The following is a 26,894-nucleotide window of genomic DNA, read 5'->3' as shown; positions in this document are numbered from 1 at the left end:
GTGTAACATTGAGGCAATCTCATCATTTTTATTTAAATTTTCAAAAGTGAGATTGCTTCGCCTTTGGCTCGCAATGACTGTTGTTACTAGCTTCCGATTCTCTGCTTAAGATCCTCAGCACCTCCCGTTTTTCTAGGCTGCCCATTTTTAGAAGAACCAAAATTATAAGTATAGGAGATGGTGGCGACACGCGAATCTCTTTTTACCGCAAAGTTTTCTATATAATCATTATAAACAGTCTGTCCTTTGATGTTGCTGGTAAAGAAAATATCTGTGAAAGAGAGCTTCAGTACACTGTTGTTCTTAAATTTCTTCTGTGCACCAATGTTTAAATACCAGTTAGGGCTCACATTCAGATAGGCATAGACTTCTCTGGCTTTATAATTTCCGGTAAGTTCAGCGGAGAAACCATTTCCTAGTTTAAAGGAATTAATACTGTTGATGCTAAAGGTAAAATTCCCCTGGTTATTGATCTGGGTTCCGGAAACATTTCCAGTGTATGAACCATAGTAGAAATTGGCACTGTTGTTCATCTCCCACCATGGGGTCACCTTTACCGGAGCGATCAGGTTTAACCCAAAATAAGAAGCCGAACTTAGGTTTTCAATCGTCTGTACCGTTACAATCTGTCCGTTTTCTATAACAGGTTTTAAGATGTCTGTAATGTTGTCAGAAGTCTTGCTGTAGCTTAACGTGGCGAAATATTTATTGCTAAGACTGTACGTCAGTTCATAATTCATCGTGATCTGCGGATTCAGGTCCGGGTTTCCGGCCTTCAGCGTGGTAGGATCAAGATAGAACTTAAAAGGATTCAGCTGATTGTAGCTTGGTCTTGTAATCCTTCTGCTGAAATTGACTTCCAGGTTACTTTTATCTGTAAGATCATAGGAAAAAACAGCACTTGGAAATAGCTGGGTATAATTTCTTTTGTTGATCTGGTTGGTTGTAATCTGAGTGCCTTTGACGTTCGTGTTTTCAAGTCTCAATCCTGCATTAGCTTTAAATTTCTCCCATTTTTTAGAGACATTTCCGTAGACTGCATTGATGTTTTCTTCGTAAATGAAATGATTGGTTTTAGACAAATCGGGAATGGAAACTCCTGAGCTTGCATTGAAGAATTTCAGATCATTGTCCGTCTTTACAAAACTCGTTTTAACGCCGCTTTCCAGCTTCCAGTCGTTCTTTAAGTTTTTCGTCAGATCAGACTTTAAAGAATAAATATTCAATTTTCCGTCCATATCCCCTTTGATAATATCAAGATTGTTCATACCACTGGCTATTTCATGAGTACTGGTATCAAAACTTTGTAAAGAAGAATTCGTGTAATTGATATAGTCAAAATCGGTTGAGATTTCAGAACCTAGAGAATCTATCGTGTATTTATGATTAAGATTAAATGAAAGATTGGTCCAGTGGTCATTTGATCTGTTGACGGTTGTGAAAGAGCTTTCAGGAAGGTGATTGCTGCCCAGGGTCACGTTAGAATTATCTCCGTTGATATTGAACTTGTTTGAAACCAGTCCTACAGAAAATCCAAGTACATTTTTATCATTCAGATAATAATCCATTCCTGCTTTGGCAAGATGACTGTTGAATTTGAATTTCAAATAATTATCCTGTACATATGCTTTTTTGAAATTGTTAGCTTCATAGAAATTTCTGTCCAGTACCAGACCGTTGTAAGCTTCCCTGTAAGCAAAGCTGTAATTTCCAAAAATATTGATTTTCTTATTCCTGTGGTTAATGCTGAAACTATTGTTGTTTTTCACGTATTTACCCGTACCCAGAGAGGTTGAAATGCTTCCGTTGGTTCCTTTTCTTTGTTCCTTTTTTAGTTTGATATTGATAATTGCAGATCCCGATGCGTCATATCTGGAAGAAGGATTCGTTATGAATTCTATCTTTTCAATGGTAGAGGATGGTATTCCTTTAAGATAATTGGCAAGATCAGATCCGGTCATAGGCGTATTTTTACCATCAATCTGAACCAGGAGATTTCCCTTTCCACGGAGGCTGATATTATCGTTGTTGTCTATATTGACTCCCGGAGCTTTCTCCAGTACTTCAAACGCAGAATTTCCAGTGCTGGCAATACTGTTTTCAACATTCATAATCATTTTTCCGTCCTGTCTTTCAATGAGAGGCTTGGTTTTGGTGATCGTTACCCCTTCAATAGATTTTACATTCAGGTCAATTGAAGACAGAACAGTGTTTTTTGCCAACACAATGTTTTCAGAATGATAGACTTCAGAACCGTTTTTATTGATCTTTAATTGATACGTTCCTTCTTTTACATCATTGAAATTGAACTGACCATTGTTATCAGCAATCTCTGTTTTGATTAATTTCTGATGGGTATCGAAGAGATTGATTTCCATCTGCTCTGCTTTGCCGGAATTGATGTTTCCAGACAATGAAAAACTTTGCGAGGTCTGTGCAGAAAGCATACTGCTGAAAGAAATCAACAGCCAGACAAAAATAAATGTAAATATTCTGATCATTGTATTTTATTTTTTAGAATTAAGACAGTTTTCTGAAATTTTCAGTAAAGCAGAATACATGACTTCCATTTCTTCATTGCTGATTCCCTTCAAAGCTGTGTTGCGGTTCTTCTCCACAATATTCTGAACCTCTTTGATTACCTTTACTCCGGAGTTTGTTACTTCCAGATTGGTTTTCCGGCGGTCTTCAGAATGAACATGTCTTGTGATGTATTCGGATTTTACCATTAAATCAATAATTCTGGTGACAGAAGCATTGTCCTTGAAAACAAGATCACCAATTTCATTCTGGGTAATGCCCGGGTTTTCCAGAATCGCCTTGATGATAAGCCACTGATCGATCGTAATCGTAAAACCATGGGCTTTCAGCTGACGCTGAGCATAGTTTCTATAGGCTCTGATCGCTTTGTCTATATTGTAGAATATAATTGAATTTAACTTTTCCATATTTTCAGACTTAAAATGATGTATCAATTATTGATATGTCAATTAATTAGTAAATCATCATTTTATTTTGTTACAATTCCTGAAAAATATTTTAAAAAAAAAATAAAACTGTTGATTTCTTACTTTGATTTTGCCCTTACAGAAGAGTTTTTTTGGTCATCACTAACAGTTATATTGTCTATGGTTTTGAACAATCTGTCAATCTCTTTTCTGGCTGAAATATCAGGAGCAGCTTTGTAAAACTCATTCATCAGATCTAATGAAGTCGGTTTTTTTGGATATTGATTATTGTTGAGAAAGCTTTTTAATGCTGTATTGAGTCTGCTTTCGCCTATCACATGACTCAATTGTACCATGGCCATTGCTCCTTTTGAATAAGAAATATGAGGGGCATCCCCAGTGGCTTTATAGATCGGAACATTTTCGGATAAACCTTTTTCATTGTCGTAAATCTGCTGATGCACTTTGATTCTTTCCATCATTTTTTCTCTGCCGTGCATCTGTTTGTAAAGCATCATTTCCGTATACATCGCCAGCGTTTCGGTAAGCATTACAGAACCTTCTCTGTCATCAGGGTTGATCTGGCTGTTTCCCCACCAAAGGTGTGAAAGCTCATGTCCTGCCAATTCATTGATGACATCCTGTTTCTTATCCGCCTGGATATTGGCATGGAAAATCATATCTTCAGGCATAAAGATGGCAGAAGGATAGGCAGTGGCAGCAAAACCTTTGGTAAAAGAAGAGATCTCTGCAAAATTGATCGTTTTAAAAGGATAGTGTCCGAAATTCTGCCGACAATAATCTAGAGTAAGTTGGGCATTTTCAAGAAGATGATTAACATTTTCATCATGTTTTTGATGATAAAAGATATTGATGGTAATTCCTTTATAATTAGCACTTTTTATCTCATATTCTGCGGATGAAACGGCAAACCGGAAAGGGATCTGATCTGCTTTATATTCAAAATAATGACGGCCGGATTCTGACCATTTTTTCATAAGATCTCCCGTTCCTATCGCTGTCTGGCCCTTTTCAGTGGAAATAATCATACTCAGATTGATAAAATCCTTTTTTAAAACTTCAGGAGCTTCCGGCTTCTTCAGTGCTGTGAGTTTTCCAAGCTTGAATTGGCTTCGCTGTTTTTCATCCTGAATTTCATAATCCTTTTGGTAGCCGATCGTAGGATAATACCTGCTGATTCTCATAAAAGATCCGTCTGCGATAATGGCGTTAAAGGATTGATGACCATTGACTGCGAACCATTGATAAGACAATGTGAAATTCAGGAAAGCCGTTTTACCAGGCAGGAGAGGCTGTTTTAATGAAACTTCCGTGACGTTTTGATGAATTTTTGTCGTTTCATTACCTGATGTCATTACTGCAGATTCCAGTTTTAAATCATCATTAAAATTGATTAAAATTTTGTTGATGGATTGGTTGGTTTGATTTTTAAGGATGTATTTTCCAACAATCTGGTAAGCGTTTTCAGAAGGATAAAGTTTAATTTCCGTGGTAACGTCAGAAATATCGGGCTGCGGAAGAGCTTCATATTTTCGGTAGTTCTTTTCATATTCTACAGAGCTTACAATAGCCTGCTCTTTATCTTTAGGAACATACCCTTTCATAAACAATATTCCGGCAAAGATTCCTGAAATCAATAGGATTATACTGAAGCAAGATGCAATGACTGGGACTTTTTTAATTTTTATAATACTGTTGAATACCCACAAAATACTGATGATACCCGCTCCGAAGAGAAGTCTTTGGGCAAAAGCTTTTTCATAGATTCCATAGCCGTTAAAATCACTGTAAGTTCCTTTAAAATCAGAAAATATTCTGAAAAGAGGGTAGGAGATCAATTTCCCGGAAACGGGACCTGATAATACAAATACCGCAAGTATGGAAATCCCGAGCGCAATGAATTTATGAGGAATTCTGTCATTAATCAAAAGGATCAATCCTGAAAACAGGATCAAAGGGAAAGTATTGAAAAGGAAAACACCGAGATAGGCATTCCAGTCAATATGAAAATACTGATAAGCCGCCTGAAAAATAATGCCCTGAATAATTACAATTCCGGTAAAGAAAAACATCAGAAAACTGATTGAAATAAAATGCCCGGTTAACCGGTTTTTTGAGAAAAAAGTGCTGTTTTCAATCAGGAAAAATCCGGAAGATTGGCTTCTCCAATAGACATCGTTCAGAAAATAAGCTGAAATAAGCAATCCAAGAAGGTGAAAGTTTTCTGAGATCGTTGCAGCCATAAGCCCTGAACCTGCATACTTTTGCGGAAGGCGGATTCCCTTTTCAATTTCGGCATACATTTCCATTCCGACACAAAATAACAAAAGGATGGATACAGCAGGAACAGCAATGCTCTTGAACAGGTAGGTAAGATCAGTTTTTGTAAAAGAGAGTACGGACCGGAAAGAGTTCAACTGATTAAAACTTGGGGTAACTGTGGAGTATTCTGAGGCATTTGTTTCAGATAGTGTATGAACGTTTGACAATGTTTTTACTTTCTTCCCGGAGGTATTGGAAAAAGAAAATAATCTGAGTGAAAGGAAAAGAATTCCCACCGATATAAAGAAAAATAGAAGCCTGTTGAACAACAGATATCCTGTAAAAGGAACCATCTGAATGTTTTTCTGATGCGAACTAAGATCACGGGCCTGCATAAAATAAGCAGATAGACCAAAAGGATCAATGAACGCTGAAAACTGCTGTATTTCCAATGACTGAGGCAGGCTTCCGGCCATAAAAGGGGAGTTGGAAAACAGCAAAATAATCATATAGAGCACATATAGAAGCAGCCCGCCCACTACAACCAGTAGTTTTCTTTTGACAATAACAGCAATGAGAAACAGAAAACTGCAGACAAACAAGCTGTTGGTAAAACCGAAAAGTAATAATGGGTAGAGGTAATGGATGATATGAAAATCTTCCTGCATTTCACTTCCGGTACGCATCATCTGACCTATGAGAAATCCAGTCATTAAGAAAGAGAAACTTACAAATGTCTGAAGAAAGTAAGCGATGAATTTCCCTTTCAGATAGGTTGATTTTGAAAATAGAAATGAAAACAGAATGCTGTCAAATTTTGAATCCTGATCTTTAAACAACAGTTGTAAGGCATACACAGTGGCAAAAAAAATCACGGCAAGACTCAGCATTCCGGTCATAAAACCAATGGTGTAGGGGGAGTTTAAATAAATTCCTTCTCCTACCGAAAGATTAAACTGATTCCCGCAAAAAATACCGATCCCTACCAAGAGTAAGGCCACAAGATAGGTGAGCCAGTGCTGGGTGCTGCGTCTGGCTTCGAATAAAAACAGAGTGTTCATGATTAAGGTTTTTGGGTGAGTGTATGGAAGTAAACGTGTTCCAGTAAAGGGGGTACGGAACTAAAGTCCTTGGGAGATTCTTCAGAAAATATGGTAATGTGAAGTTCTCTTTCGAGAAGTTGTCTGCTGATGATCTCATAGCTGGAATGATAGCTTTCCAGTTCGTTTTTGTCAATAGGTTTTGACCAGATTCTGTTTTCCAGTTCTGCGATCAGTGTTCCGGGATTTCCTTTTCTGAGAATCTGCCCATGATTCATCACTGCCATTTCCGAACAGAGATTTCGGACATCTTCAACGAGATGCGTGGACAGGATGACGATAACATCCTGGCTGATATCGTTGAGCAGTGTATTGAAACGGTTGCGTTCCTCAGGATCCAATCCTGCGGTAGGCTCATCCACAATGATAATTTTCGGATCTCCCAATAATGCCTGGGCAACCCCAAAACGCTGTTTCATCCCTCCTGAAAATGTATGAACTTCTTTTTTAGCAAAATCAGAAAGGTTGACTTTTTCCAGCAGACCCATAATTTGATTTTTCCGCTTGCTTTTATCGGTAATGCCTTTCAATACAGCAATATGTTCCAATAGATCATAGGCTGATACTTTCGGATATACTCCAAAATCCTGAGGGAGAAATCCCAGATTCTGCTTGATATAATCAGGGTTTTTAATAATATCCACTTCATTGAAAAGCAGTGTTCCTGACGTGGGTTTCTGAAGTCCTACAATGGTTTTCATTAGAGAAGATTTTCCGGCTCCGTTGGGTCCAAGCAGTCCAAACATACCGTTTTTGATTTCGAGAGAAATGTCTTTAATAGCCAGGAAACCATTTTTGTAGGTGAGGCTAAGGTTGTTGATGGATAATGTATTCATAGTGTTGGGTTTAGGGAATAGAAGGACAGGCGGCCTTTCGGCAGATGATGATTTAGAAATTAGAAATTAGAGGTTAGAAGTTAGTGGCTGGAAGCTAGAGGTTAGAAGTGAAATTTTACACTCCCACTCTCAAACACTCTTACTCTCAAACCCACACCCGCGGCTACTCTTTAAATTCAAGAATATCTCCCGGCTGGCATTCCAGGATTTTACAGATGGCTTCCAGCGTATCAAAGCGGACTCCTTTGGCTTTTCCGGTTTTAAGGATAGAGAGGTTGACGGGCGTGATACCTAGTTTTTCGGCCAATTCTTTACTCTGCATTTTTCGTTTGGCAAGCATCACATCTAGGTTGACTATAATTGGCATTTTAAATAAATAGGTCTTGTTCGTTTTGCAAATGTAGTCCTTGCTTAAAGATATTCGCAAGAAACAAACAGAAAATTCCAAGCATAAAGTGAATAAACACCAGTCCCCATATCATACTTTCTACTTCCACAAAGAAACTCGCGATAATTACTAATGGAAGCGGGATGAAAATATTATACAGGTAAAATCTCTTAAGCTGAATGATATTCTCCTGAGTAAACAGTTTCTGCTGGAAAAATACTTTGAAAACCCTGGCAGACAACCAGAAAAAGATTCCATAAGTAATAAGCACCAACATAAAAGAAAAGATCATATAGGGATAATTGTTTTCGATATTCAGAAACGGCTGTTCTGTAAACGGATAATTGATGTGAAGGAACTGTCCTTCTTTATATGGCGTAACTGAAAATCCGGTGATCAAACAGAGCAGAGAATACACAAAAGTAATCAGATATCCGGCCGAAAGTAAGGAGCAGATATAAAATAAAATCCTTGAAATAATTTTGGTCTGGTTCATGGCATGAATAATAATTGATATTGCAAATGTATAATTAATTATCGTAAAACAATAATTAATTTAAATAAAATTTTATTTTTCAAAATAAGAATCTATCAATAAACCGAAACAAATAGTGTGATAATCACCGTTTTTATTTAATTTTAAATAACATAAAAATTGAAATCATGGCTTACAGTACTGAACTTACCGACCGGGTACGTGAACGGCTTTCCATTGAAAATAATATAGAGGTTGAAGAAAAGAAAATGTTCAGCGGATTGTCTTTTTTGGTGAACGGAAAGATGTGTATCAACATCAGCCATGATAATCTGATGTGCCGTTATAATCCTGAACTTGAAGATGAGGTTTCGGAGAAAAAAGGATTTCTGCCGATGATCATGAAAGGGAAGCAGCTGACAGGATATTGTTATGTAGAACCAATTGGTTTCCAAAAGACAAATGATTTTGAATACTGGGTCAAAATCTGCCTTGATTATAATCCGATGGCAAAGGTGTCGAAGAAGTGAGTTGTGGGGTTTGAGTGAGAGTGTTTGAGAGTAAGAGTGTTTTAGAGTGGGAGGGTTTGAGAGTCGGAGAGTGGAAGTGCTGGAATTGATCAATACTGCCACTCATAACTCATCATTTATAATTCATCATGATGTCCGTAAAGCTTTTCCCTTATCTCAATCAGGATTTTTATTGTTTTTTCTAAATCCGGAGCGTCAGGAAGATTTGACTTGGAATAATGATTTTCTATAGACTGTATCAGATTTTCTGCCTTTTGCATTACGTTTTCATAAGACTGGTTTCCCGCTTTGATATCTAAGAGTTCGTCGCGGTTTTCTACGCGGATCGTCAGGGAATTGGTTTTAAAAATCTGTTCACAGGACTGCAGCAGCCGAATGGTATGCATCATATTTTTGCTGTCGTAATTTTGTCCGTGGGTATGATTGACATTATAACGGTCTTCATTGCGCTCAGCCACCCATTTCCAGTATTCTCTGTAATCTTTACAGTAAATAGAGTAGGCATCCAGATTGCAAAACAAATAAGCAGCCGGTTTTTCATCTTTGGGAACAGAGGATACGGAAACCTGATTCGCTTCTTCATTTTGAATAATACCTTTATATCCCAACGTCTCCGATTCATCATAAAATAAAGCATACATTCCCTTGGTATGATCAATACCTACCAATCCGCATTTTTCCTGTAAAAGACCATTTCCCCCTCCAGTGGAAGGGAATTCATCCAGCCATTTTTTCAACGGTACAGAACCCTGCCCATCAAGAATAAAACAGAAATCCAGGATCGATTTTCTTTCTTTATCGATAGGATTTACAATCTTTTTGTTCAGACCTTTTGCCTTTTTAATCTGCGATACAGCATAACCTGCAAAAGTATCTTTGCATAATTTTGACAGGAAATCTTCAGTTTTCAGCAGATCCATCAGGGGATGTTTGTACAGGATACTGTCTTCCGGACTTGCCAGAATTTCCAGAATATTAGGGTTGTTTTTCTGCAGCAGTTCTACAAACCTCCCGATTTCATAATACGTAATATCATTCGTTTCATTGGAAATCTGCGGAATATAATTTAGTCCAAAGAAATCTTCCTTCGGCAGATAATACACTCCACGGATATCCGTATCAGAATTCTCCGTTGCCAGCCCAAAAGCCCGGCTTCCGGAGATGGCTTCGAAGAGGAGGAGGTTTTTATTTTTTAGGTCTTGGATGGTCATAATTTTTCAAGTTTTGTAAATATTTTTTCGTGATATTGTTACCTTAGAAGTAAGTTTCCAAAAGATTTTATGGGCTTTTCAAAAAAATTAAAATTTGTCAAAAATCTCTTTTAAAAATGTTCTATAACTCTCACGTGTTGCTAATTCGTTTTCGACAAACAATTCATTTCTTAAATAAACAACAGATTCTTTAATAAAAGGATTGAAGCCTTGCTTTTTTATCTCCTTATTTAAAACTCCGACACCACGTTTTTGCCATGACGGAAGATTGTTATAATTGATTCCGTACTGAAAAAGCAATTCGTTTTTATCAGATTGTGACATTTTTTCAATGGTTTCTGTGGTTTGTTTGGCATTAAAACCATTTTTTCTTAATGTCCAGTAACAATAAGCAGAAAGCGAATTTCTGTGAGAATCTTCCTGTCTCCAGCAAAAATAATCCAGAAGCATTTCCCGATTGGGAATGGCAATGGTTCTACAGTCGAAAACACAGATTTCCTGAAACTGCAGACTGAAAAAGGCACTTGCTTCCCCTGCTAAAACAGAGTTTATCTTTCTTATTTTTCTATTGAACGTATTGTCATCTTTATGAATCAATAGAGAAATTTCATCGCTTTGAGTATAACCGTATATTACTTTAAAACCAATGCTAAAGAGGTATTTTGTAGTATCAATCATTACCTGACTGAACTTTTGATCAAATGGCTTTTCAAGTGAAAGTTTTTCTTTGGTGAGTTTTGTGAATCCTCTTCCATCTAATCTTACAATCATAAAATTTTCCGGCAGAATGTACTGTTCCAAAAGACTTTCATTTCTTCGCATTAAAGCTTCAATTTCTTCAAATTTCATAATCGTTGACTTCAAATTTTTGATCCACAATTTTCACATTGAATATTTTGTCAAAACCTTCTTCGAATAAAGGTATTTCCAGTTCTTTATATTTTGCTTTTATTCCAATTTCGTTAATGGAATCTTTTCTGTTTCTATTTCGTTCCATACAATCCTGAACATTGCTGTCAAAATAATACCCGATAACTTCATATTTATTTTGTTGAGCGAATTCAATGTATTTTTTTCGGCTTTCTTTAGTTACATTCGTATTATCAATTACCATCTTTGATTGTGTTTCGAAACAATACTGGAGTAACTTTCCTTCTTTATTTCGTGTATTCAGTAAATCCATGCTGATTCTGATATGCGAATTGAAAAAAAGCTCCTTGTAAAAGGAACTTTTTCCACTTGCAGGAATCCCAATGAGAATATTCATTTCCATAATCTTAATTTTTAATGCAACTGTTCACAATTACCTCCAGTGCTTTCTCTGCATCGCATGCATACAAACCTGAACACCATGCGGGATTAGCTTCAATTAAAGCCCAGCCTTTCCCTTTTATAATTCCAAAATCCAGCACAATACCAGTGGGAAGAGTAGAAGAATACTTTTGAATAAAGGATTCAAAGAATTGAAATAGATCTTTCTTTTCTCTTTCTGAAAGTTCATCAGTATCGAAAACATCATTTCGCCAATAAGAAGAATACGTTTTAATTTCATTATTTAAAACAAAACATCTCACTTCAAGCTCCCATTCCACAACTTCAGAGGTGAAAACCATGCTTTCCGGATCCAGTGTTTCAAAGCCTTTGATATCTGTAACTTTATCGAAAACTCCTGCTTTAAAACTTTTAAAATCCGAACATTTGATGAAAATATTTTCTTCATGTACGAAATCTTTCAGCCTTCCGTAAACAATTTTCCGTTTTGTAAACTCTTCTGAAACATTTGAAAGCCAGTCATCATCGGGTTTTGTTAATGTTAAATTACATTGTTCAGCAACAATTTCCGCATAAATATCCTCACCATACACTCCAATTACATCCTGACGAAATTCTTCGGGAACATTCCATTTGGCGTTGAAACGACTCAGTACATACGGCGAACTGAGGGATGCTTTTTTCAGATTGTTACTGTCTTCTGTATACATAGGAGACAGAGCAATTATATTTTTCATAATAAGGTCACTTTTTTTGATTCAAAATATTTAACTAGGTGGCTACGCTCATCTTCTGAAACACTATCCAAAATAATGTTGTACCCTTCTGTATATAATCTGGCATGCACAAGATTGGAACTGTTTTTCCACATCATATGATACTTGTCAGAACATTCAGAAATGAAGTCATAATCAGAAAGAGCTTCTGAAAGCGAGTTAAAGTCATCAATGCCATATCCAATGCAGGGAAGTTGTCTGTATTCCTGATAACTTGCAAAAAAGGCTTGTTGCTCTATAAAGGTTTCAAAAGATTCATAAAAAAATAGATAAGGACCGGGAATGTTATCCTTTAATGCAACCGTTCCACTTTCCGAAAGGTAGAGTCCATCGCACAGAGGAAACAGAACCTGTCCTTCATAACGAAAAGTCTCAATCTGTTGAAGTTCTTTTATTTGCTCAGGCTTGAAAATATAGAAGATAATGTCCTGTATGATATATCCGGAATAGCTTTCTTGAAACCTTAGAATTTCAGAAAAATCTTTGATGGGATATAAGCTTAAATGCTTTTCAATATCTTCTCTTTCAATATAAAATTCTTTTTTTCTTTCCTTACTGTTTAAAAAAGTCAGTGCTCTTTCAGATAATTGTTTCATAAATTATTATAAATGTAATATCTCCCTAAAAACCCTTTCCATCTCAGCTTTATCGGCCTTTCCTCCTGATAAACTCTTCGATTTTTCCTCATTTTCAGCGACTGTTTTCTCAAGAAAATCAAACAGTTCCCAATCGTTCGGATGGTAGTAAGATTCTCCTTTGGTCGCTTTTAAGGCAACAAGATCTTCTATTTTCCGTCTGGTTGTATCATCTGTTAAAACAAGCAGATCACTGAACAATACAGGCGGAAACGTTCCTTTTTCTATGATCCATTTTCCGGTAAGGGTAGTTCGGAGGCAATAAAAATAACTTTTTAATTTTACTTCATCACTTCTGCACGCTTCCAGATATTTCTTGCTCATGCTCAAATAATGATAAGAAACTGCGACCGGAGAAAAGCAGGCATCAGCCAAAGGTCTGAAGAGTTCTGCAAACTTTTCGTCCGCTTTATAAACGATAGGAGAATAGAACCAGCTCAGCAAAGCAGCATTTGACTTCAGCAAAAGGTGAAAAGTCTTTCGCAGATCCCAACCGGAGCCGTCCAGATCATCTTCTGTCATAAATTCTATGGTTTCATCCTTATCCCAGGGAGAAAGATACCAGTCCTTTTCATGACGGTATATAAAACGTATATCATAATCACTGTCAGGAGACGCAAAACCCCAGGCTCTGCTTCCTGATTCTACGGCAAGAAGGACTTCTACGCCCCGGCTTGCCTCAACTTCTTTTATTTTTTCAAGTATTTTTGGTGTCATTGTTTTTCATTTATATTGCAAAGTAAAAGATGATGTGCGCAATGTACTCGCGTAGTTATTTTGAGTTACAGAAATTTTTAAAAGAATGAGAAGATAAATGAATGCTGCAGACCAAAGTCTTTCTTTGACCTTTGAAAATTGTGTGGTAAAAAAATAAATTTTGTGAACGTTAAGAAAATTCTTCTGTTTGAGTGCGACAAAAATATTGATACAAAAAAACAATAATGAATTCGCACGAGTTTAGAATTTTTAGAGAACACATTTTATTTTTAGCTCAATTTTCCAGGTCTTGACCTTTTGTTTCTTTTGTGTCAAGACAAAAGAAAGATACTCATTGAATTTTACTAATATTGCACTTTTCCATTTAACATAACTATAAAAATCCATGTTATCATCAGAACTACAGCATAAAATTGATTTCAAAACAAAACCATTAGGCGCATTAGGACAATTGGAAAATCTTGTTCACAAAATTGGAATGGTTCAGAAGACCACTTCGCCCCAGTTATTGAATCCTCATATGGTGGTTTTCGCTGCCGATCACGGGATTGCTACAGCAGGGGTAAGTGCCTATCCACAGGAAGTAACCTATCAGATGGTCATGAATTTTCTTGGAGGAGGGGCTGCAATCAATGTTTTTTGCAGACAGCATGGTATTAAGATTAACATTGTAGATGCAGGAGTCAATTTTGATTTTCCGGAAGGGTTGAATCTGGTAAATAAAAAAGTCAGAAAATCCAGCCGTAATATTCTGGAAGAACCCGCTATGACTCCCGAAGAATATCAGCAGGCGCTTAAAAACGGTAAGGCTGTGGTTACTGATATTGTGGGAAAAGGGTGTAATATCATTGGTTTCGGTGAAATGGGAATCGGGAATACTTCAGCTTCTTCTTTAATGATGAGCAAACTCTTTGATATTCCGATTACAAACTGTATCGGACGAGGAACCGGACTGAATGACCATCAGCTGCAGAATAAGGTGAATATCTTAACAGAAGCCATAGAAAAATATCCGGCTGCAATGACTGAGGATGAAATTGCCCAAACTTTTGGCGGATTAGAAATTGCCCAAATGATTGGAGCAATAGAAGAAGCTTATCATCATAACATGCTGATCATGGTGGATGGATTTATTGCCACGGTAGCGGTAGCGACAGTCTGGAAAAAGAACCCTGAGATTCTGAACAACTGTATCTTCTGTCATGTAAGCAATGAAAATGCCCACCCTCAACTGTTGGGGCTGATGAGAGAGAAAGCTGTTTTAAATCTCAATCTTCGTCTTGGTGAAGGAACAGGCTGTGCATTGGCATACCCGATTATTCAAAGTGCGGTTAATTTCCTGAATGAAATGTCAAGCTTTGAAGATGCTCATATTTCTAATAAATCATCTTAGCTTTAGAAAATAATAAAGGGGCAGTGAAGCCCCTTTTATGGTATAGAAATGAAAACGATTAGTAAGTTTTAGCAATATCCTTGCCTGTAAACATCATACGCACAGGTTTGTGCTGAATAGCATCTTCATTGAAGTTATACAATTTAAATATCAGATCAGTAGGAATATATCGGTATAAACCATCATCAACCAAATATATTTTACCGTCGTTGGTGTTTTGTACCAATTGATTGGCTGAAGTGATATCTGGTCCTCTTTCTCCGGTATAGTCATTGATATTATTAACCTTTAAAATCTTCCAGTCTTTAGGTTTTCCTGTTCTTGGATTCGGTTTAAAATCGAATAATCCATTCACAACAGACCAGGATTCAATACGTCTTAAAGTACTTTCAAAAACAATGTATACGGCTCCTGTACTGTTATCCTGGAAAAATTCTCCGTCACGGATTCTGAAAGCTTTAGGCTCCGATTCTTTTAAGTAGAAAGAAATACCTTCGTAAACAAATCCGTCTTTTCCGTCTCCCAATTCATTTTTATCTCTCGTATAAAAGTGCGTTTTTTTATCAGCATTAAAATACCTGTAAATCGGAAAGCTTCCCGGCTCATCACCATTGTAGCTGGTGCCAAGATCTCTTTTCTCCCAATAACTTTGTCCGGCAAATTCATTAGGATTGGTTGTTAATACCAAATCATTACTGCCTGTATGAAACCAGCTTGAAATAACAGCCCCCGGCCCGTCTGCAGATCCCAGTAATCTATCCTGAAAATAATAGCTTAGTCCCGGATAAGATTTAGGAAGTTCGGATGCTAAGGGAGAGTTATTGTACAGGTATTTTTTGGTAAGAGTACTATAAAAACCGTAAATAGGTTTTGTTAAGTAAAAAGATTGGGACCAGATTCCTGCGGGAGGCGGAGTAGGGGTATCCGGATTATCTCTGAAGCCTCCTTTTGCTAATAGGTTAGGAGAAGATCCGTTAAGAGTTTGCGACTCATTTAAAGCTTCCAGTTCATCACCGGGAGCCGAACAGCTTACTATGGATAGAAGACACCATCCAACGAAATACGCTTTTTTCATTTGTTTTTTTTCATGGTTATTATGGTGCAAAACTAAAAATACTCAGGAAATAAAAGGGATCAATTTCGAATGATAAGATTCATGTTTTTCATTTTTTTAATTGATCTCTTTACCATTATTAAAAGCTTTCCTAATTTTACGGGAATTGGTTAATCCAATTTTATATTTAAAAAGAACATATGAAAGTACTCAAGAATGAACTGATCTACTTTGCCACAGCTCTGATGTTCTTCACCAGAATTCCGGTTCCGTTTACCGTTCCTTATTCTAGTGAGATCATGAATAAATCTCAAAAATACTTTGCCTGGGTCGGGCTCTTGGTAGGATTGATCAACGCCGTGATTCTTTATCTTTCTACATTGTTTTTTAATCTTGAAATAGGAATTGTGTTAATGATGATTTCCAGTGTTTTATTGACCGGAGCATTTCATGAAGATGGTTTTACAGATATGTGCGACAGTTTCGGAGGGGGATATGGGAAAGAGAAAATTCTGACCATCATGAAAGACAGCCGGGTAGGAGCTTATGGAACTATTGGAATTATCCTGCTTTTTGCGTTAAAATTTTACAGTATTCAGGCGTTGGGAATGGCTCATCCAGTGGGAGTTTTAGGGATTGTTATTTTAGGTCATACAGTAAGCCGTTTTATTTCAGGAACAATGATCTATACTCACCAATATGTTACCGATATTGACGTCAGCAAATCGAAACCTTTGGCCAATAAACCTTTGGACGGAATGGGTTTGCTGGTAGGATTCATCAGTATTTTACTTGCTTTTGCCCTGATTCCGGACTGGCGGTTGATTTTCGCTTTTGTGCTGGCGTATGTAGGGAAAATCTATATGGGCTGGTATTTTAAAAAGCATATCGGAGGCTATACTGGAGATTGCCTGGGGTCTGTTCAGCAGGTTTGTGAAGTTTTGTTTTACTTAGGAACAATAATCGTATGGAAATTCATCTGATTCGTCATACCGTTGTAGAAAACCCTGAAAACCTTTGTTATGGATTTGCTGAAATGCCACTACGGAAGGAGTATCTTGAAGATTTTAAAAACGTGAATATAGACTTTGATTATGACGCGGTTATTTCAAGTCCTTCTGAACGCTGCCATTTTTTAGCGGATTATTGTATGTTTCATTATCAAACAGATGAAAGACTTCGCGAAATGAATTTCGGGAACTGGGAACTGCAAAAATGGACTGATATTCCGGAAAAAGAAATCAATCCGTGGTACAAAGATTTTATCAATGTAAAAGCTTCGGGAGGTGAAAATCTTCTTGAAATGCAGGTCCGTGTCCTTAGTTTTTGGAATGAACTCATTCAGAAAAAAGATATCAATAAAGTGCTGGTCATCACCCATGCCGGAGTCATTCGTCTGATCCTTCAGACTGTGCTTCAGTTTCCGTTGGAGAATATGTTTACGATTCAGATTGATTATGGAAAGAAAGTCGTCATTGATCTAAATGAAGAAATTTTTTCTGTTAAAAAGTTGAATGTATAATACTGACCAACATCCCAACTGAAGATGTGAAAATTTCCCTCCCTCGGAGGGGTGGCGAAAATTCAAAGAATTTTTGACGGGGTGGTCAAAGTTGTCTCCCACAAAAAAACGCCACCCGATACAATCAGATGACGTCATGGAATTTATTTAAAAATCCTGATAAAACTATCTTTTTCCAGGCTTTCCAGTGAGAAATCAAAATCAGCTTCCGCTTTTTCTGTAGTAATCTCTGCTCCAAGTTCTTTTACAAGTTCATTGAAAGACATCGCTTCGTACCATTGCTGGTACAAGGCACTGGTTGCCATGATGGATACTTCATTATTTCCTGAAACATGAGAATGTCCTGCTCCGAAATTCAATAGTACGAAACATTGCTTTCCGTCCTTTGGTAACAACATTCCCAGAATCATTTGTTTCTGAACCGAGTTACATCTGGCTTCAGTAAAGAGATGATTAGGATTCATCATATAGTCGTAGGAAATGTTATCTCCTTTTCCGATGACGATTTTATATCCACAATTCGCATCTCCACTGAAAACGTTGTTCATGACAAGTGTTGGCGTACTCAGCCCTTTATTGGCATAAAGATATTCAACAGCACCGTTGGGAGCGGAAGTCATATCTCCGGAATACATCAATTGTCCTTCACCATGATTATAAGCGGCATTCCAACCTATTTTTCCGGCAATATTCAATCCTGAAAGGTCAAGGTCATTGGCCCCCCATTGATCTTCCCAATAGATACCAACGGCAAGTCTATCTCCATAAAAACGGGTTCCGGTAGGAATATTTCCCACAAACATTTTTTCAGATGTCGGCAATGCAAATTCTACATTCTCCGGGAAATAGAATTTCTTTCCGGAAAGGTTTTCGTACTTCAGTTTCAAAAAGTCCAAAATGAAATCATAGTTGAATTGATTCACGTAAGTTTCCTTACCTTTTTTAGTCCATGATTTTCCGTTTCTGACTCTGTAAACAAAGGTATCCTGACCATACATTCTTGAATGACATGCTGACAATGCTTTAAATAATGCAAACGGTGTCGCATTTTCCAGCCAATGCCAATCGCTGTTTTCCAGCAATGTATTGGTAGCATCATTCAATGGATTTGAAATTAATGGCTTATGGTGTACTTTAGACAGCTTGGATATTTTATTGACCGCTTTTGGAGCTCTGTTTTTATAAGCAAGGAATAAAGGTTTGAATCTGTTAAAAATTTCTGCCAGTTTTTCCAGTCCAAAGCTTTCGAACAGATAGGTTGGGTTGAATTTACTTTGCTTGATTACATTAATCAAATCATCATTTTTGATGAGAAGCGTTGTATTCGTTGTTTTATAAATAACATAACGGAAAAACTCAACAGGATTTTCAGGATAGATGTCATATAAGTCGGCTATTTTTATGATCGCTTCTTTATTTCTGATGTTTTCTTTTCCTGTAAAATCATAATCCAGTTCTGTATGTAAAATAGAAAGCAGATCATCAATCGTTTCTTCTTTCAAAGCAATTCCGGATCTTAAAAGAGAAAGGCATTTTTCCTGCATTTCTTCTACAGTATAGGCTTTGACTACTTTAAAGATCAGTTTCATGTTGGGAACATTCAAAACTTCTTCAGGAATATAAATTTCGTTCTGAAAATTACTTCCGTACGTTGAAATATAATGTTCGATCTGTTCAAAAAACAATTCTATTCTGGAAGTGTTTTTTATTTTCTCCCAGGATTTATGAAAGGTTTTGTTCAAATCATTTCCATTTAGTTTTTCCTTTGCATAATAAGAGATAATCTCTTTTTTTGCCCAAACTGCATCAGGCTCAATGATAAAACCATTATCAGAAATAAATGGCTTTTCATCAGATTTTCTAGCCAGTACAGCATTGAATAATTGTAGTGTTTTCATTGTTTTTTAGTTTAAAAAATAAGTGAGGAGTAGATTCATTAAAAGTGAAGGGTATAGGAACTCCTTTTACCTATAGTTTATAAAAAGCGGGGAGTAATTTATCCAAAAAATATAGGAACTCCCTTTGCCTTATCATTGGTGAAAAGGCGGAAAGTAATTCTGAATTATAGGAACTTTCTTTGCCTTTAATTTTTTTATCTTATGAAAATGACGAATACATGAATATAAGCATTTTCGTTATTTTGAGGAGCAGACAGGATTCGAACCTGTGACACACAATGGGGATTCATAGGAACTTTATTTGCCTGCAGCGAAAAGTAATTTTGTTGCTCTACCATCTGAGCTACTGCTCCTGCCGTTATGAAAAAAGTTTTCATGAACCCTACAGGCTTTTAGACCTGTAAGGCTTGGTTATTAGTTTTTTTTTGATGCTCTTATAGTGTTCTATGGCTATAAGATTTCGTTATTATTTTTCATAAACCTTATAGGTTTTTAAAACCTATAAGGTTTAAGTATTAAAGAAATTTTACATATTAAATTAAAAATTATGCTTTTCTGAATTTCTTCTTTTTCTTCCATGGGGCATTCTTCTGCACGTCTCCGGCCATGATACACCCATAAGGCATTACTTCATCCAGAACTTCACAAAGTCCGTACTCCTCAATCTGTGCTCTTACGTTCTTCGCACTTTTATAAGCGCTCGGAAGTTCAGAAATATCAACCTCATTGGAGTAGAAACGGATATCCAATCCTTCTGTTTCTTCATTGAAGATGTCTTCAGTCGTTTTATGAGCCAAAGATCTTTTATGCTGGCTTCTGCTGAAATTTCTTCCTGCTCCATGCGGTGCAAAACCTAAGTTTCTTTCATTCGTTTTTCCCTGAACGATCAATACCGGTTCTGCCATATTCAACGGAATCAATCTTGGTCCCGTGATATCAGGCATGAATTTATCATCCAGCGGAGTGGCTCCTTTTGCATGATAGAACAGATCTCCATCTTTGAAAACGAAGTTATGCTCATTCCAATATCTGTCTTCCTTTTCCATTTCCAGTTTATTCAAAACTGCATCATGAAGGGAAGTATGGTTTTCTTTTGTCCATTGTCTGATCAGCTGTAGCGCTTCCCAATAGGATTGTCCTTCTTCAGTATCATAAGGAATCCAGGCATTTTCTCTCAATGTTTCAGGGGAGATTTCCTGTCTGAAACGGTTGGCAACCTTCATTCCTTTATCATATAAAGCAGCTCCCGGTGCTCTGGACCCGTGATGTGTGACCATCATGGTATTTCCTGTATTTTTGGAGATTCCCACGAAAATGAAGTGGTTTCCGTCTCCCTGAGTTCCCATATGAGAACGGGCAATGCTGATCAGTTTTTCATCATTTAAGAATTCATTTTCTCTGAAAGCATCCATCAATTCCTGAGACATTGGCATCTGTTCTCCTCTTGGTCTTCCTCCATATCCAAAATGTGTTATAGAATGAGCTGCATCCAGAACCTCTTTAGGATTGGCTTTTCCAAAATCCGTCAGCATGACAGAACAGCAGATATCAGCGCTATGGAATCCTGGGTGAATGGCATTTTTGGCAACCACCACACCCCCTACAGGGATTTGACCTTCAGGACCTGTAGGGCAGGCATCAGGCATTAAAGCTCCGTCAATCAGCGTAGGGGTTTTCATCAGGACTTTCATGGTTCTGATTACTTTTTCTACATTATCACTTTCACTTTCGTGTTCTGCACGGATGTTGATCATAAAATCTTTAGCTGTTTCATGGAGCGGAATAATATCTGGCTGCTTGAACTGTACCAGATATTCCGCGATCTGATGTTCATCCAGATTATTCTCATTGATATAGCTAATAGCATCTTTAAACCATTTTGCTGGTCTATATCCTAATTCGATTAAATGATTACCATTAAATTCCATTTTATTTCATTTTGATATTGCAAAGTAAATACGTTATTGCGCAACTATTTTGCGCAGATAAAGAAATTTTAATTATTTTTACAAAAAGTTTAATTAAAAAGGCGAAAAGGCAGATCTGCAAATTGGCCAAACCAATATATAATCTAAAAAAAAACAAGGCTCATGGTATTATTAGAACAACTAAAACATTTCCCGGAAACGATACAGTTTAATGATGTTATTGCTCACATTGATGAAAATTATGAATTTACTCCTACTGCTTTTCAGAATGGAGATACTACGAACCAGGCGGGACAGAATAATGGTTCGTGCAAAGTTTTCAGCTTCGCCAGTATTCAGGATCTGACGAAAGAAGAAACACTTTGTCTTTTTGGAGAATTCTATAGAGAAGATGTGTTGAAAAATCCGGAGGGAACTGATCACCAGAATATCCGAAACTTTATAAAATTTGGCTGGGAGGGCATTACTTTTGACGAAAATGCACTGAAAGAGAAATAGTTTTTTAGAAAAGATCAAAAGGCGAATAAGCGAACTGCTTAATAAAAACACCCAATCATTAAACACTAAGGTATGTCATCCAATAAAAACGCTCTGATCAGATATAAAACATTAGATAAATGTCTTAAAAACAAATATAGAAAATATACGCTGGAAGATCTCATTGATGAATGTTCGGAAGCATTATTTGAATTCGAGGGAAAAGAATCTTATGTAAGTAAGCGGACGGTTCAGCTTGATTTGCAAAATATGCGGAGTGAGAAATTCGGGTATGAAGCTCCTATTGAAGTGTATGAAAGAAAATATTACCGCTATAGTGATGCTGACTACAGTATTCATAATATTTCTGTGAATGAAAGCGACCTGAAGGCGATGAACAATGCGGTCCAGATTTTAAAACAATTCAAAGACTTTTCTATGTTTAAGGAAATGAACGGGGTCATTCAGAAGCTGGAAGACTCTATTCACGCAACAAGTCAGAAGTCTATCATTCATCTCGATAAAAATGAACAGCTGAAAGGACTGGAGCATATTGATATCCTGTATGAAAGCATCTTGAATAAAAAAGGGTTGAAGATTCTCTATAAAAGTTTTACGGCAAGGGAATCCAACGTTTTTACTGTTCACCCGCAGTTGTTGAAAGAATTCAACAACCGTTGGTTTTTGATCTGTCTTTATAAGCAGAAAATGTATAATCTGGCGTTGGACAGGATGGAAAGCATTGAAGTAGATGAAAAACTTCAATATATTGACAAGGATCTTGATGGTGATGACTATTTTAAAGATATTGTGGGGGTTACGGTTTCAGAGTCAATGGATCCGAGGAATGTCATCTTTTGGGTAGATTCAGGCAATGCACCCTATGTGAAAACCAAGCCGCTGCATAAAAGCCAGGAGATTATAAGAGAAGATCATGATGGAACTCTGTTTAAAATATGTGTTCAGATCAATTTTGAATTAGAAAGATTATTGCTTGGGTTTGGTGACAGTTTGATTGTTCATAAACCTCGGAAATTAAGAGTGAAAATGGAAGAAAAATTTAAAATAGGAAGTAAAAATTATCAGAATCTGATTGTTCCTGATGAGAATTAAGGTTGTTTAAGATGCTTATTGATAGAAGGTTGTGTAAAATAATTTGTTCTTTCGTTTTATCTTGGCTTGGAAATTGCATTTATATAGCAACAATACCACACTATGAAATCAAGAATATTTAAAGCATTAATAGCAATCTTAGCCCCTATAGCAATAGAATATATTGTTAAAAAAATATCTGAGAAACTTGATAAAAAAGAAGATCAGAAAGATAAAGAACCAAAGCAGATTACGGCTTAAACGTAATAGTAGTTAAAATTTAAAATTATTGAAAAAGAGACTGTCATGAGTATGCACAGTCTCTTTTTTTGTTGAAACCACCCCGTCAAAAATTCTCTGAATTTTCTCCACCTCCAAGGGAGGGGAATTCTTGCGTCTCTAGTTGGGGCTATTGGTCAGAATTGTAATCTTTATTATCACTTGAAAATCAAAGATTTTCAAAAGCTCAAGTGTACTTCTTAAGCATTTAGCAGTGTCTTAAAACAACTTAAGTGTTCAATAAACTTTGACTGATTTACGGGTTTTTCTACACAAAATCATAAATTCCATCTTTCCAGCCTAATACTTTGGAAGAATCCGCTTTAAGCCAGTTTTTCAGGATCGTAGCATACACCTTTCTGAAATCTTCCTTGTAAATAAGATCTCCTTCATTGAGATTTTGCAAATCCGGGAGCGCGTTCAAAAGGCCTTTCTTTTTAAGATTTCCGCCGATAAAGAACATTTGGTTGGCCGTTCCGTGATCCGTTCCATTGCTGGCATTCTGGGCAACACGGCGTCCGAATTCTGAAAATGTCATCAGCAGGATATTTTTAAACAGTCCATTACTTTTCATATCGGCTACAAATGATTTTACCGCTTCATTGATATCATCAAATAACTTTTTCTGCCTTTCATTTTGATTGACATGGGTATCAAAACTTCCTATCGAAAGATAATAGACTTGGGTATTGATATCTGATTTTATTAAAGAAGCTACCGTTTTAAAGTCTTTTCCTAACTGAGAATTAGGATAGGTCTGTTCCGTTTTTTTGGCTTTGCTTTTTTCAAAAATATAATCGGCATTATTGATCGTGGAACCTAAAGTCTGATAAAGATAAGACACCGTTTCATCATCGTGGTGATGGTCATAGAGAGACTTAAAATATTTTTCCTGACTGGTCTGATAAAGTCTTTTAGGATCTTTAAAGGCGAAAGCTTTATTGTGATCTCCTTTTAAGGCTAAACTCAGCATATCATCCACTTCTAATGCCTGGGTAGGATGGTCACATCGGTAGCATTCTTCATCCAGAAAACGGCCAAGCCAGCCTGTTTCCAAAAACTGATCACTTCTACTTGCCGACTGCCAGATATCCATGCTGCGGAAATGCGACTTGTCCGGATTGGGATACCCTACATTATTCATCACAGAAAGTTCCCCATTATCAAAAAGCTCTTTAAAATAAGAGAGAGAAGGATTGATCCCGGCTTCATCAGTCAATGCCATTGAATCCTGAATGGCCAGCGTTTTCCTTTCCCTGAAATAAATGTCATTTTTGATTGGAACAATGGTATTCAACCCATCATTTCCTCCCGTAAACTGAAGCACTACCAGAATATTCTGATTAGGATTCAGGGCCTCATCAAAGGTCATCGCTTTTAAGAAATTAGGCATCAGCATAGAAGCGGTAGCCAGTGAACTTATTTTTAGGAATTCTCTTCTTTTGATTAACATAATTTTGTTTTTAGGGTAAAGGTGGTTGATAGGTGATAGGTGATAGGTGATAGGTGATAGGTGATAGGTTGCGGGTTGCAGGACTTGTCTATATACTACTGTTTGTTTTTATAAAAATTTTATAGCAGCAAATAATAAATAAATAGATAAATAGTTGCAAAGCTATACAGCGACCGCTATTACCTGTTGTCTGCAACCTAAATCCTGCAACCTACATTAACTGGTATTCCGGAGTAGACATCAGATTAATGACATTCATTTTTATACTCTTATCAGAAAAATTCTTTACAGAGTTCATATCGAGGCTCTGGATATTTTGAAGAAGATAATCTTCACAGTTTTTATTGGCGAAAAGCTTTTCAATACGGCCCCAGTCGATCGTGATATTGGGATTTTTAAAGCTTTTGTTTAAAGCTGTTTCCCGGGATTTCATTCCCATATCTATGTCATCATCCTGTCGCGGGCTGTATTCCAAAGGCCGGAGACCGGACCAGATCTGTGGCACCTGAAGTCTCAGCATAAGAGTTGAGCTGTCGATCCACGATTTTCCGTTGGGCCATCCTGAAACATTAGGAGGATAAAGAAGCATCTGTCCCAATAATTTCTGATAAACGATGAGGTTTTCAGGATTTTGAATCTGCATAGGAAGTATCCGCATGATACCTGCCATTAGCTCTACAGGAGATTTTATCCGGTTACCTATATTTTTTTGATCATAAAACCATGTGCTCGAAAATATTTCAGTCATCAGCTTTTTTATGTCATATCCGGAATTGTAAAAGTTCACACTGAGCTTATTAACGATATCCTGATCGATCTTTTCGTTGACAAAGAACTTATATATCTTGGTAGTAATAAACTGTGCCGTTGTTTTTTGTTCCAAAATAATATGTAAAACATCATTCCCATCGAAGTTGCCTGTTTTTCCTAGAAAAGTTTTAGAACCTTCATCATGGAAGTTTTTTCTTTCTTTAAAATTTCCCTCTTTATCATAGCTCCATCCTGTAAAGGCTCTGGCGCCCTCTCTCACATCTTTTTCAGTATAGTTGCCCCTTCCCATGGTAAAAAGTTCCATGACTTCGCGGGCGAAATTCTCATTAGGATGATCTTTTTTATTCTGTTGATTATTCAGAAAATTAAGCATGGCTGGCGACTGGCTTACCTCAAAAAGCAGATCTTTGAAATTTCCCAGCGCATTTTTCCGGATAGTATTTAAAAGCTGTTTGTTGAACTTTGGATTTACCACTCTTGAGGCAAAATGCCCATGCCAGAAAAACGCCATCTTTTCCCTCATCTGTTCCTTGCTGTTAACGATTTTATCCAGAAAGTTGAGGTTAAGTTCATTATTTTGCTCTCTGTTGATTCGCTGCATTTCTTTTTTCTTTTCTGCAGGAGCCGTACTGTTCATATAGTCTGCAGCAGAATCCGGATCAGGAGTGCTATAAGTAATCTCATTAAAGTTATCCTCTTTAAATAACTCATTCATCAACGTTTTAATGGTCTTATTCTTCAAATCATCAATTTGATTAACTCCAAGACCGAAACCTGCCCGCCAAAGAAGATGTTTATTTTTTAATAATGAATCAGCCATGAGAATTTATTTTTTTGATGTATTTACAAGAGAAAGGTTAAAAGTAATAACGGGTTAAGAATTGTTAATATTGTAGAGAGGGCTGGAGGCTGGAAGTTATTATGTTCTGGTAAACAGAATTAAGTTGTATAATAGTATATTACTTCAAGCTTCCATCTCCTGCTTCCTTTCTTCTTTAATTCCACTTTTTGATATCATTTTTTGATAAATTTTGTTAAACAAACATTTAAATTTTGTTAAAAATAAGATATTGATATTCATTGTTTTATGAGTTGTTTGAGTGTTAAAGTCAATGAATTAGCCTTGCTTGGCACGATTTTTACATCCTCTTGTTTAGTAAAATTTAAAAATTAGAGTTATGAAAATGTTTAAACAAGCAATATTGCTGGCTGGAGTTTTAACAGCAGGTATAGCAAGCGCCCAAAGTTCTCAAATGAATAATATGATTAAAGTAGGTGCAAATGTTGGTTTAGCAGTTCCCTCAGATAATCTTTCTGCTGCAGTAGGAGTAGATGTTGCTTACCAGAACCTGATTACACCAGGATTTGGATTAGGTATCGCAACAGGATATAGTCACTATTTCGGAAAAGAGAACAACGGGTATAAAAACAATGATGTAGGAGTAGTTCCTGTAGCAGCTTTAATCAGAATTTATCCAAAACAAACAGGTTTCTATTTCGGAACAGATTTAGGATATGGTTTCCTGGTTGGAGATAAAACAGTGGCATCAAACACCAATGTTGAAAGAGCAAACGGAGGTTTCTACATCAAGCCGGAGATCGGATACCACAACAGAGACTGGAATTTCTTCGTACAATACCAAAAGGTTTTTGTAGGAACAAAAGGAGATTTGCCAGGTCAGGACTATAATGTGGGGAATATCGGAGTAGGATTCGGTTACAATATTCCATTAGGAAAGTAGTTAGATTTAATATATAAACAATTATTAACCAAAACCTTTTCACGAAAGTGGAAAGGTTTTTTTGTTCTGTGCAGGATTTACAAAAACAATTATTATATTTGGTAAAATTAGAGG

25 protein-coding genes and 1 tRNA gene are annotated in these 26,894 nt (G+C 36.7%); 8 read left to right on the top strand and 18 right to left on the bottom strand.

The features are described 5' to 3' along the window. Nucleotides 1-86: 86 nt before the first annotated feature. From AC07UM_RS05035 to AC07UM_RS05010, 6 genes are all read right to left on the bottom strand, one after another. The gene (locus AC07UM_RS05035; protein WP_494684691.1) at nt 87-2,501 is read right to left on the bottom strand and encodes a TonB-dependent receptor domain-containing protein; all 2,415 of its coding nucleotides are present in this window, start codon (nt 2,499-2,501) and stop codon (nt 87-89) included. Nucleotides 2,502-2,507: 6 nt separating this feature from the next. Beyond that, nucleotides 2,508-2,948 (bottom strand): MarR family winged helix-turn-helix transcriptional regulator, encoded by a 441-nt coding sequence (locus AC07UM_RS05030; RefSeq protein ID WP_494684690.1) that lies wholly within the window; start codon nt 2,946-2,948, stop codon nt 2,508-2,510. A 119-nt stretch (nt 2,949-3,067) separates the two neighbouring features. Continuing rightward, complete coding sequence (locus tag AC07UM_RS05025; protein WP_494684689.1) at nt 3,068-6,292, bottom strand: ABC transporter permease/M1 family aminopeptidase; 3,225 nt, start codon at nt 6,290-6,292, stop codon at nt 3,068-3,070. 2 nt (nt 6,293-6,294) lie between these two features. Beyond that, nucleotides 6,295-7,167: an ABC transporter ATP-binding protein gene (locus AC07UM_RS05020; RefSeq protein ID WP_494684688.1), complete on the bottom strand. Its 873-nt coding sequence runs from the start codon at nt 7,165-7,167 to the stop codon at nt 6,295-6,297. Nucleotides 7,168-7,330: 163 nt separating this feature from the next. Further along, nucleotides 7,331-7,534 carry a helix-turn-helix domain-containing protein gene (locus tag AC07UM_RS05015; RefSeq protein ID WP_002980904.1) on the bottom strand — a complete coding sequence of 68 codons (204 nt, stop codon included), beginning with the start codon at nt 7,532-7,534 and terminating at the stop codon, nt 7,331-7,333. 1 nt (nt 7,535) lies between these two features. After that, nucleotides 7,536-8,051 carry a DUF2975 domain-containing protein gene (locus tag AC07UM_RS05010; RefSeq protein ID WP_494684687.1) on the bottom strand — a complete coding sequence of 172 codons (516 nt, stop codon included), beginning with the start codon at nt 8,049-8,051 and terminating at the stop codon, nt 7,536-7,538. A gap of 167 nt (nt 8,052-8,218) precedes the next feature. Between AC07UM_RS05010 and AC07UM_RS05005 the strand changes: the two genes are divergently transcribed. Then, entirely contained in the window at nt 8,219-8,560 is a 342-nt protein-coding gene (locus tag AC07UM_RS05005) for a TfoX/Sxy family protein (protein ID WP_494684686.1), read from the top strand. Between the two features lie 116 nt (nt 8,561-8,676). Here the strand turns inward: AC07UM_RS05005 and AC07UM_RS05000 are convergent, their stop codons facing one another. From AC07UM_RS05000 to AC07UM_RS04975, 6 genes are all read right to left on the bottom strand, one after another. Beyond that, the gene (locus tag AC07UM_RS05000; protein WP_494684685.1) at nt 8,677-9,771 is read right to left on the bottom strand and encodes a nucleotidyltransferase domain-containing protein; all 1,095 of its coding nucleotides are present in this window, start codon (nt 9,769-9,771) and stop codon (nt 8,677-8,679) included. A gap of 87 nt (nt 9,772-9,858) precedes the next feature. Next, a complete protein-coding gene (locus AC07UM_RS04995; RefSeq protein ID WP_494684684.1) occupies nt 9,859-10,620 on the bottom strand; it encodes a tRNA(His) guanylyltransferase Thg1 family protein in 762 nt (253 codons plus the stop codon). Beyond that, nucleotides 10,610-11,044, bottom strand: a complete 435-nt coding sequence (locus AC07UM_RS04990; RefSeq protein WP_494684683.1) for an AAA family ATPase — start codon at nt 11,042-11,044, stop codon at nt 10,610-10,612. Before AC07UM_RS04990 ends, AC07UM_RS04995 begins: the two co-directional genes overlap by 11 nt. Before the next feature lie 4 nt (nt 11,045-11,048). Beyond that, nucleotides 11,049-11,780 (bottom strand): ATP-grasp domain-containing protein, encoded by a 732-nt coding sequence (locus AC07UM_RS04985; protein ID WP_494684682.1) that lies wholly within the window; start codon nt 11,778-11,780, stop codon nt 11,049-11,051. Next, on the bottom strand, nt 11,777-12,415 hold the full coding sequence (locus AC07UM_RS04980) for a hypothetical protein (protein ID WP_494684681.1): 639 nt from the start codon (nt 12,413-12,415) through the stop codon (nt 11,777-11,779). Before AC07UM_RS04980 ends, AC07UM_RS04985 begins: the two co-directional genes overlap by 4 nt. 6 nt (nt 12,416-12,421) lie before the next feature. Further along, nucleotides 12,422-13,171 carry a nucleotidyltransferase domain-containing protein gene (locus AC07UM_RS04975; RefSeq protein WP_494684680.1) on the bottom strand — a complete coding sequence of 250 codons (750 nt, stop codon included), beginning with the start codon at nt 13,169-13,171 and terminating at the stop codon, nt 12,422-12,424. Between the two features lie 385 nt (nt 13,172-13,556). On the opposite strand from AC07UM_RS04975, the gene cobT reads away from it, so the two are divergent. Continuing rightward, on the top strand, nt 13,557-14,564 hold the full coding sequence (gene cobT / locus AC07UM_RS04970) for a nicotinate-nucleotide--dimethylbenzimidazole phosphoribosyltransferase (protein ID WP_494684679.1): 1,008 nt from the start codon (nt 13,557-13,559) through the stop codon (nt 14,562-14,564). A 58-nt stretch (nt 14,565-14,622) separates the two neighbouring features. On the opposite strand, the gene AC07UM_RS04965 is transcribed toward cobT, so the two are convergent. Beyond that, on the bottom strand, nt 14,623-15,639 hold the full coding sequence (locus tag AC07UM_RS04965; protein WP_494684678.1) for a hypothetical protein: 1,017 nt from the start codon (nt 15,637-15,639) through the stop codon (nt 14,623-14,625). A 179-nt stretch (nt 15,640-15,818) separates the two neighbouring features. On the opposite strand from AC07UM_RS04965, the gene AC07UM_RS04960 reads away from it, so the two are divergent. After that, a complete protein-coding gene (locus AC07UM_RS04960) occupies nt 15,819-16,601 on the top strand; it encodes an adenosylcobinamide-GDP ribazoletransferase (protein ID WP_494684677.1) in 783 nt (260 codons plus the stop codon). Beyond that, on the top strand, nt 16,586-17,140 hold the full coding sequence (locus tag AC07UM_RS04955; protein ID WP_494684676.1) for a histidine phosphatase family protein: 555 nt from the start codon (nt 16,586-16,588) through the stop codon (nt 17,138-17,140). Before AC07UM_RS04960 ends, AC07UM_RS04955 begins: the two co-directional genes overlap by 16 nt. Before the next feature lie 143 nt (nt 17,141-17,283). Here the strand turns inward: AC07UM_RS04955 and AC07UM_RS04950 are convergent, their stop codons facing one another. The 3 genes from AC07UM_RS04950 to AC07UM_RS04940 form a co-directional block, all read right to left on the bottom strand. Next, nucleotides 17,284-19,038 carry a hypothetical protein gene (locus tag AC07UM_RS04950; protein ID WP_494684675.1) on the bottom strand — a complete coding sequence of 585 codons (1,755 nt, stop codon included), beginning with the start codon at nt 19,036-19,038 and terminating at the stop codon, nt 17,284-17,286. 245 nt (nt 19,039-19,283) lie between these two features. Then, nucleotides 19,284-19,391 (bottom strand) — tRNA-OTHER (locus AC07UM_RS04945). A 192-nt stretch (nt 19,392-19,583) separates the two neighbouring features. Beyond that, nucleotides 19,584-20,384, bottom strand: a complete 801-nt coding sequence (locus AC07UM_RS04940) for an RtcB family protein (RefSeq protein WP_494684866.1) — start codon at nt 20,382-20,384, stop codon at nt 19,584-19,586. Nucleotides 20,385-21,128: 744 nt separating this feature from the next. Between AC07UM_RS04940 and AC07UM_RS04935 the strand changes: the two genes are divergently transcribed. The 3 genes from AC07UM_RS04935 to AC07UM_RS04925 all read left to right on the top strand — a co-directional run bounded on the left by AC07UM_RS04935 (nt 21,129) and on the right by AC07UM_RS04925 (nt 22,796). Further along, complete coding sequence (locus tag AC07UM_RS04935) at nt 21,129-21,464, top strand: HopJ type III effector protein (protein ID WP_103233518.1); 336 nt, start codon at nt 21,129-21,131, stop codon at nt 21,462-21,464. A gap of 72 nt (nt 21,465-21,536) precedes the next feature. After that, entirely contained in the window at nt 21,537-22,556 is a 1,020-nt protein-coding gene (locus tag AC07UM_RS04930; protein WP_494684674.1) for a helix-turn-helix transcriptional regulator, read from the top strand. 102 nt (nt 22,557-22,658) lie between these two features. Beyond that, entirely contained in the window at nt 22,659-22,796 is a 138-nt protein-coding gene (locus tag AC07UM_RS04925) for a hypothetical protein (RefSeq protein ID WP_494684673.1), read from the top strand. Nucleotides 22,797-23,082: 286 nt separating this feature from the next. Here AC07UM_RS04925 and AC07UM_RS04920 read toward each other — a convergent pair whose 3' ends face one another. Together AC07UM_RS04920 and AC07UM_RS04915 are read right to left on the bottom strand one after the other, a co-directional pair. Then, entirely contained in the window at nt 23,083-24,267 is a 1,185-nt protein-coding gene (locus AC07UM_RS04920) for a DUF1501 domain-containing protein (RefSeq protein ID WP_494684672.1), read from the bottom strand. Nucleotides 24,268-24,478: 211 nt separating this feature from the next. Next, a complete protein-coding gene (locus AC07UM_RS04915; protein ID WP_494684671.1) occupies nt 24,479-25,858 on the bottom strand; it encodes a DUF1800 domain-containing protein in 1,380 nt (459 codons plus the stop codon). A gap of 358 nt (nt 25,859-26,216) precedes the next feature. Here AC07UM_RS04915 and AC07UM_RS04910 point away from each other — a divergent pair, with 358 nt between their 5' ends. Then, a complete protein-coding gene (locus tag AC07UM_RS04910) occupies nt 26,217-26,780 on the top strand; it encodes a hypothetical protein (RefSeq protein ID WP_494684670.1) in 564 nt (187 codons plus the stop codon). The last annotated feature ends 114 nt before the right edge of the window (nt 26,781-26,894 follow it).

It is taken from the genome of Chryseobacterium sp. GW821-FHT04C04 (assembly GCF_059420365.1).
This window is presented reverse-complemented; position numbering and strand designations above follow the sequence as displayed.

Excerpts from the sequence above, each read along its gene's own strand:
- AC07UM_RS05005 (WP_494684686.1), top strand. The coding sequence starts at position 8,219 with ATGGCTTACAGTACTGAACTTACCGACCGGGTACGTGAACGGCTTTCC.
- AC07UM_RS04915 (WP_494684671.1), bottom strand. The coding sequence starts at position 25,858 with ATGGCTGATTCATTATTAAAAAATAAACATCTTCTTTGGCGGGCAGGT.
- cobT (WP_494684679.1), top strand. The coding sequence starts at position 13,557 with ATGTTATCATCAGAACTACAGCATAAAATTGATTTCAAAACAAAACCA.
- AC07UM_RS05030 (WP_494684690.1), bottom strand. The coding sequence starts at position 2,948 with ATGGAAAAGTTAAATTCAATTATATTCTACAATATAGACAAAGCGATC.
- AC07UM_RS04935 (WP_103233518.1), top strand. The coding sequence starts at position 21,129 with ATGGTATTATTAGAACAACTAAAACATTTCCCGGAAACGATACAGTTT.
- AC07UM_RS04975 (WP_494684680.1), bottom strand. The coding sequence starts at position 13,171 with ATGACACCAAAAATACTTGAAAAAATAAAAGAAGTTGAGGCAAGCCGG.
- AC07UM_RS04995 (WP_494684684.1), bottom strand. The coding sequence starts at position 10,620 with ATGAAATTTGAAGAAATTGAAGCTTTAATGCGAAGAAATGAAAGTCTT.
- AC07UM_RS04955 (WP_494684676.1), top strand. The coding sequence starts at position 16,586 with ATGGAAATTCATCTGATTCGTCATACCGTTGTAGAAAACCCTGAAAAC.
- AC07UM_RS05020 (WP_494684688.1), bottom strand. The coding sequence starts at position 7,167 with ATGAATACATTATCCATCAACAACCTTAGCCTCACCTACAAAAATGGT.
- AC07UM_RS05025 (WP_494684689.1), bottom strand. The coding sequence starts at position 6,292 with ATGAACACTCTGTTTTTATTCGAAGCCAGACGCAGCACCCAGCACTGG.
- AC07UM_RS05035 (WP_494684691.1), bottom strand. The coding sequence starts at position 2,501 with ATGATCAGAATATTTACATTTATTTTTGTCTGGCTGTTGATTTCTTTC.
- AC07UM_RS04920 (WP_494684672.1), bottom strand. The coding sequence starts at position 24,267 with ATGTTAATCAAAAGAAGAGAATTCCTAAAAATAAGTTCACTGGCTACC.
- AC07UM_RS04910 (WP_494684670.1), top strand. The coding sequence starts at position 26,217 with ATGAAAATGTTTAAACAAGCAATATTGCTGGCTGGAGTTTTAACAGCA.
- AC07UM_RS05000 (WP_494684685.1), bottom strand. The coding sequence starts at position 9,771 with ATGACCATCCAAGACCTAAAAAATAAAAACCTCCTCCTCTTCGAAGCC.
- AC07UM_RS04965 (WP_494684678.1), bottom strand. The coding sequence starts at position 15,639 with ATGAAAAAAGCGTATTTCGTTGGATGGTGTCTTCTATCCATAGTAAGC.
- AC07UM_RS04985 (WP_494684682.1), bottom strand. The coding sequence starts at position 11,780 with ATGAAAAATATAATTGCTCTGTCTCCTATGTATACAGAAGACAGTAAC.
- AC07UM_RS05010 (WP_494684687.1), bottom strand. The coding sequence starts at position 8,051 with ATGAACCAGACCAAAATTATTTCAAGGATTTTATTTTATATCTGCTCC.
- AC07UM_RS04940 (WP_494684866.1), bottom strand. The coding sequence starts at position 20,384 with ATGGGAACTCAGGGAGACGGAAACCACTTCATTTTCGTGGGAATCTCC.
- AC07UM_RS04950 (WP_494684675.1), bottom strand. The coding sequence starts at position 19,038 with ATGAAAACACTACAATTATTCAATGCTGTACTGGCTAGAAAATCTGAT.
- AC07UM_RS04990 (WP_494684683.1), bottom strand. The coding sequence starts at position 11,044 with ATGGAAATGAATATTCTCATTGGGATTCCTGCAAGTGGAAAAAGTTCC.
- AC07UM_RS04930 (WP_494684674.1), top strand. The coding sequence starts at position 21,537 with ATGTCATCCAATAAAAACGCTCTGATCAGATATAAAACATTAGATAAA.
- AC07UM_RS04960 (WP_494684677.1), top strand. The coding sequence starts at position 15,819 with ATGAAAGTACTCAAGAATGAACTGATCTACTTTGCCACAGCTCTGATG.
- AC07UM_RS04925 (WP_494684673.1), top strand. The coding sequence starts at position 22,659 with ATGAAATCAAGAATATTTAAAGCATTAATAGCAATCTTAGCCCCTATA.
- AC07UM_RS05015 (WP_002980904.1), bottom strand. The coding sequence starts at position 7,534 with ATGCCAATTATAGTCAACCTAGATGTGATGCTTGCCAAACGAAAAATG.
- AC07UM_RS04980 (WP_494684681.1), bottom strand. The coding sequence starts at position 12,415 with ATGAAACAATTATCTGAAAGAGCACTGACTTTTTTAAACAGTAAGGAA.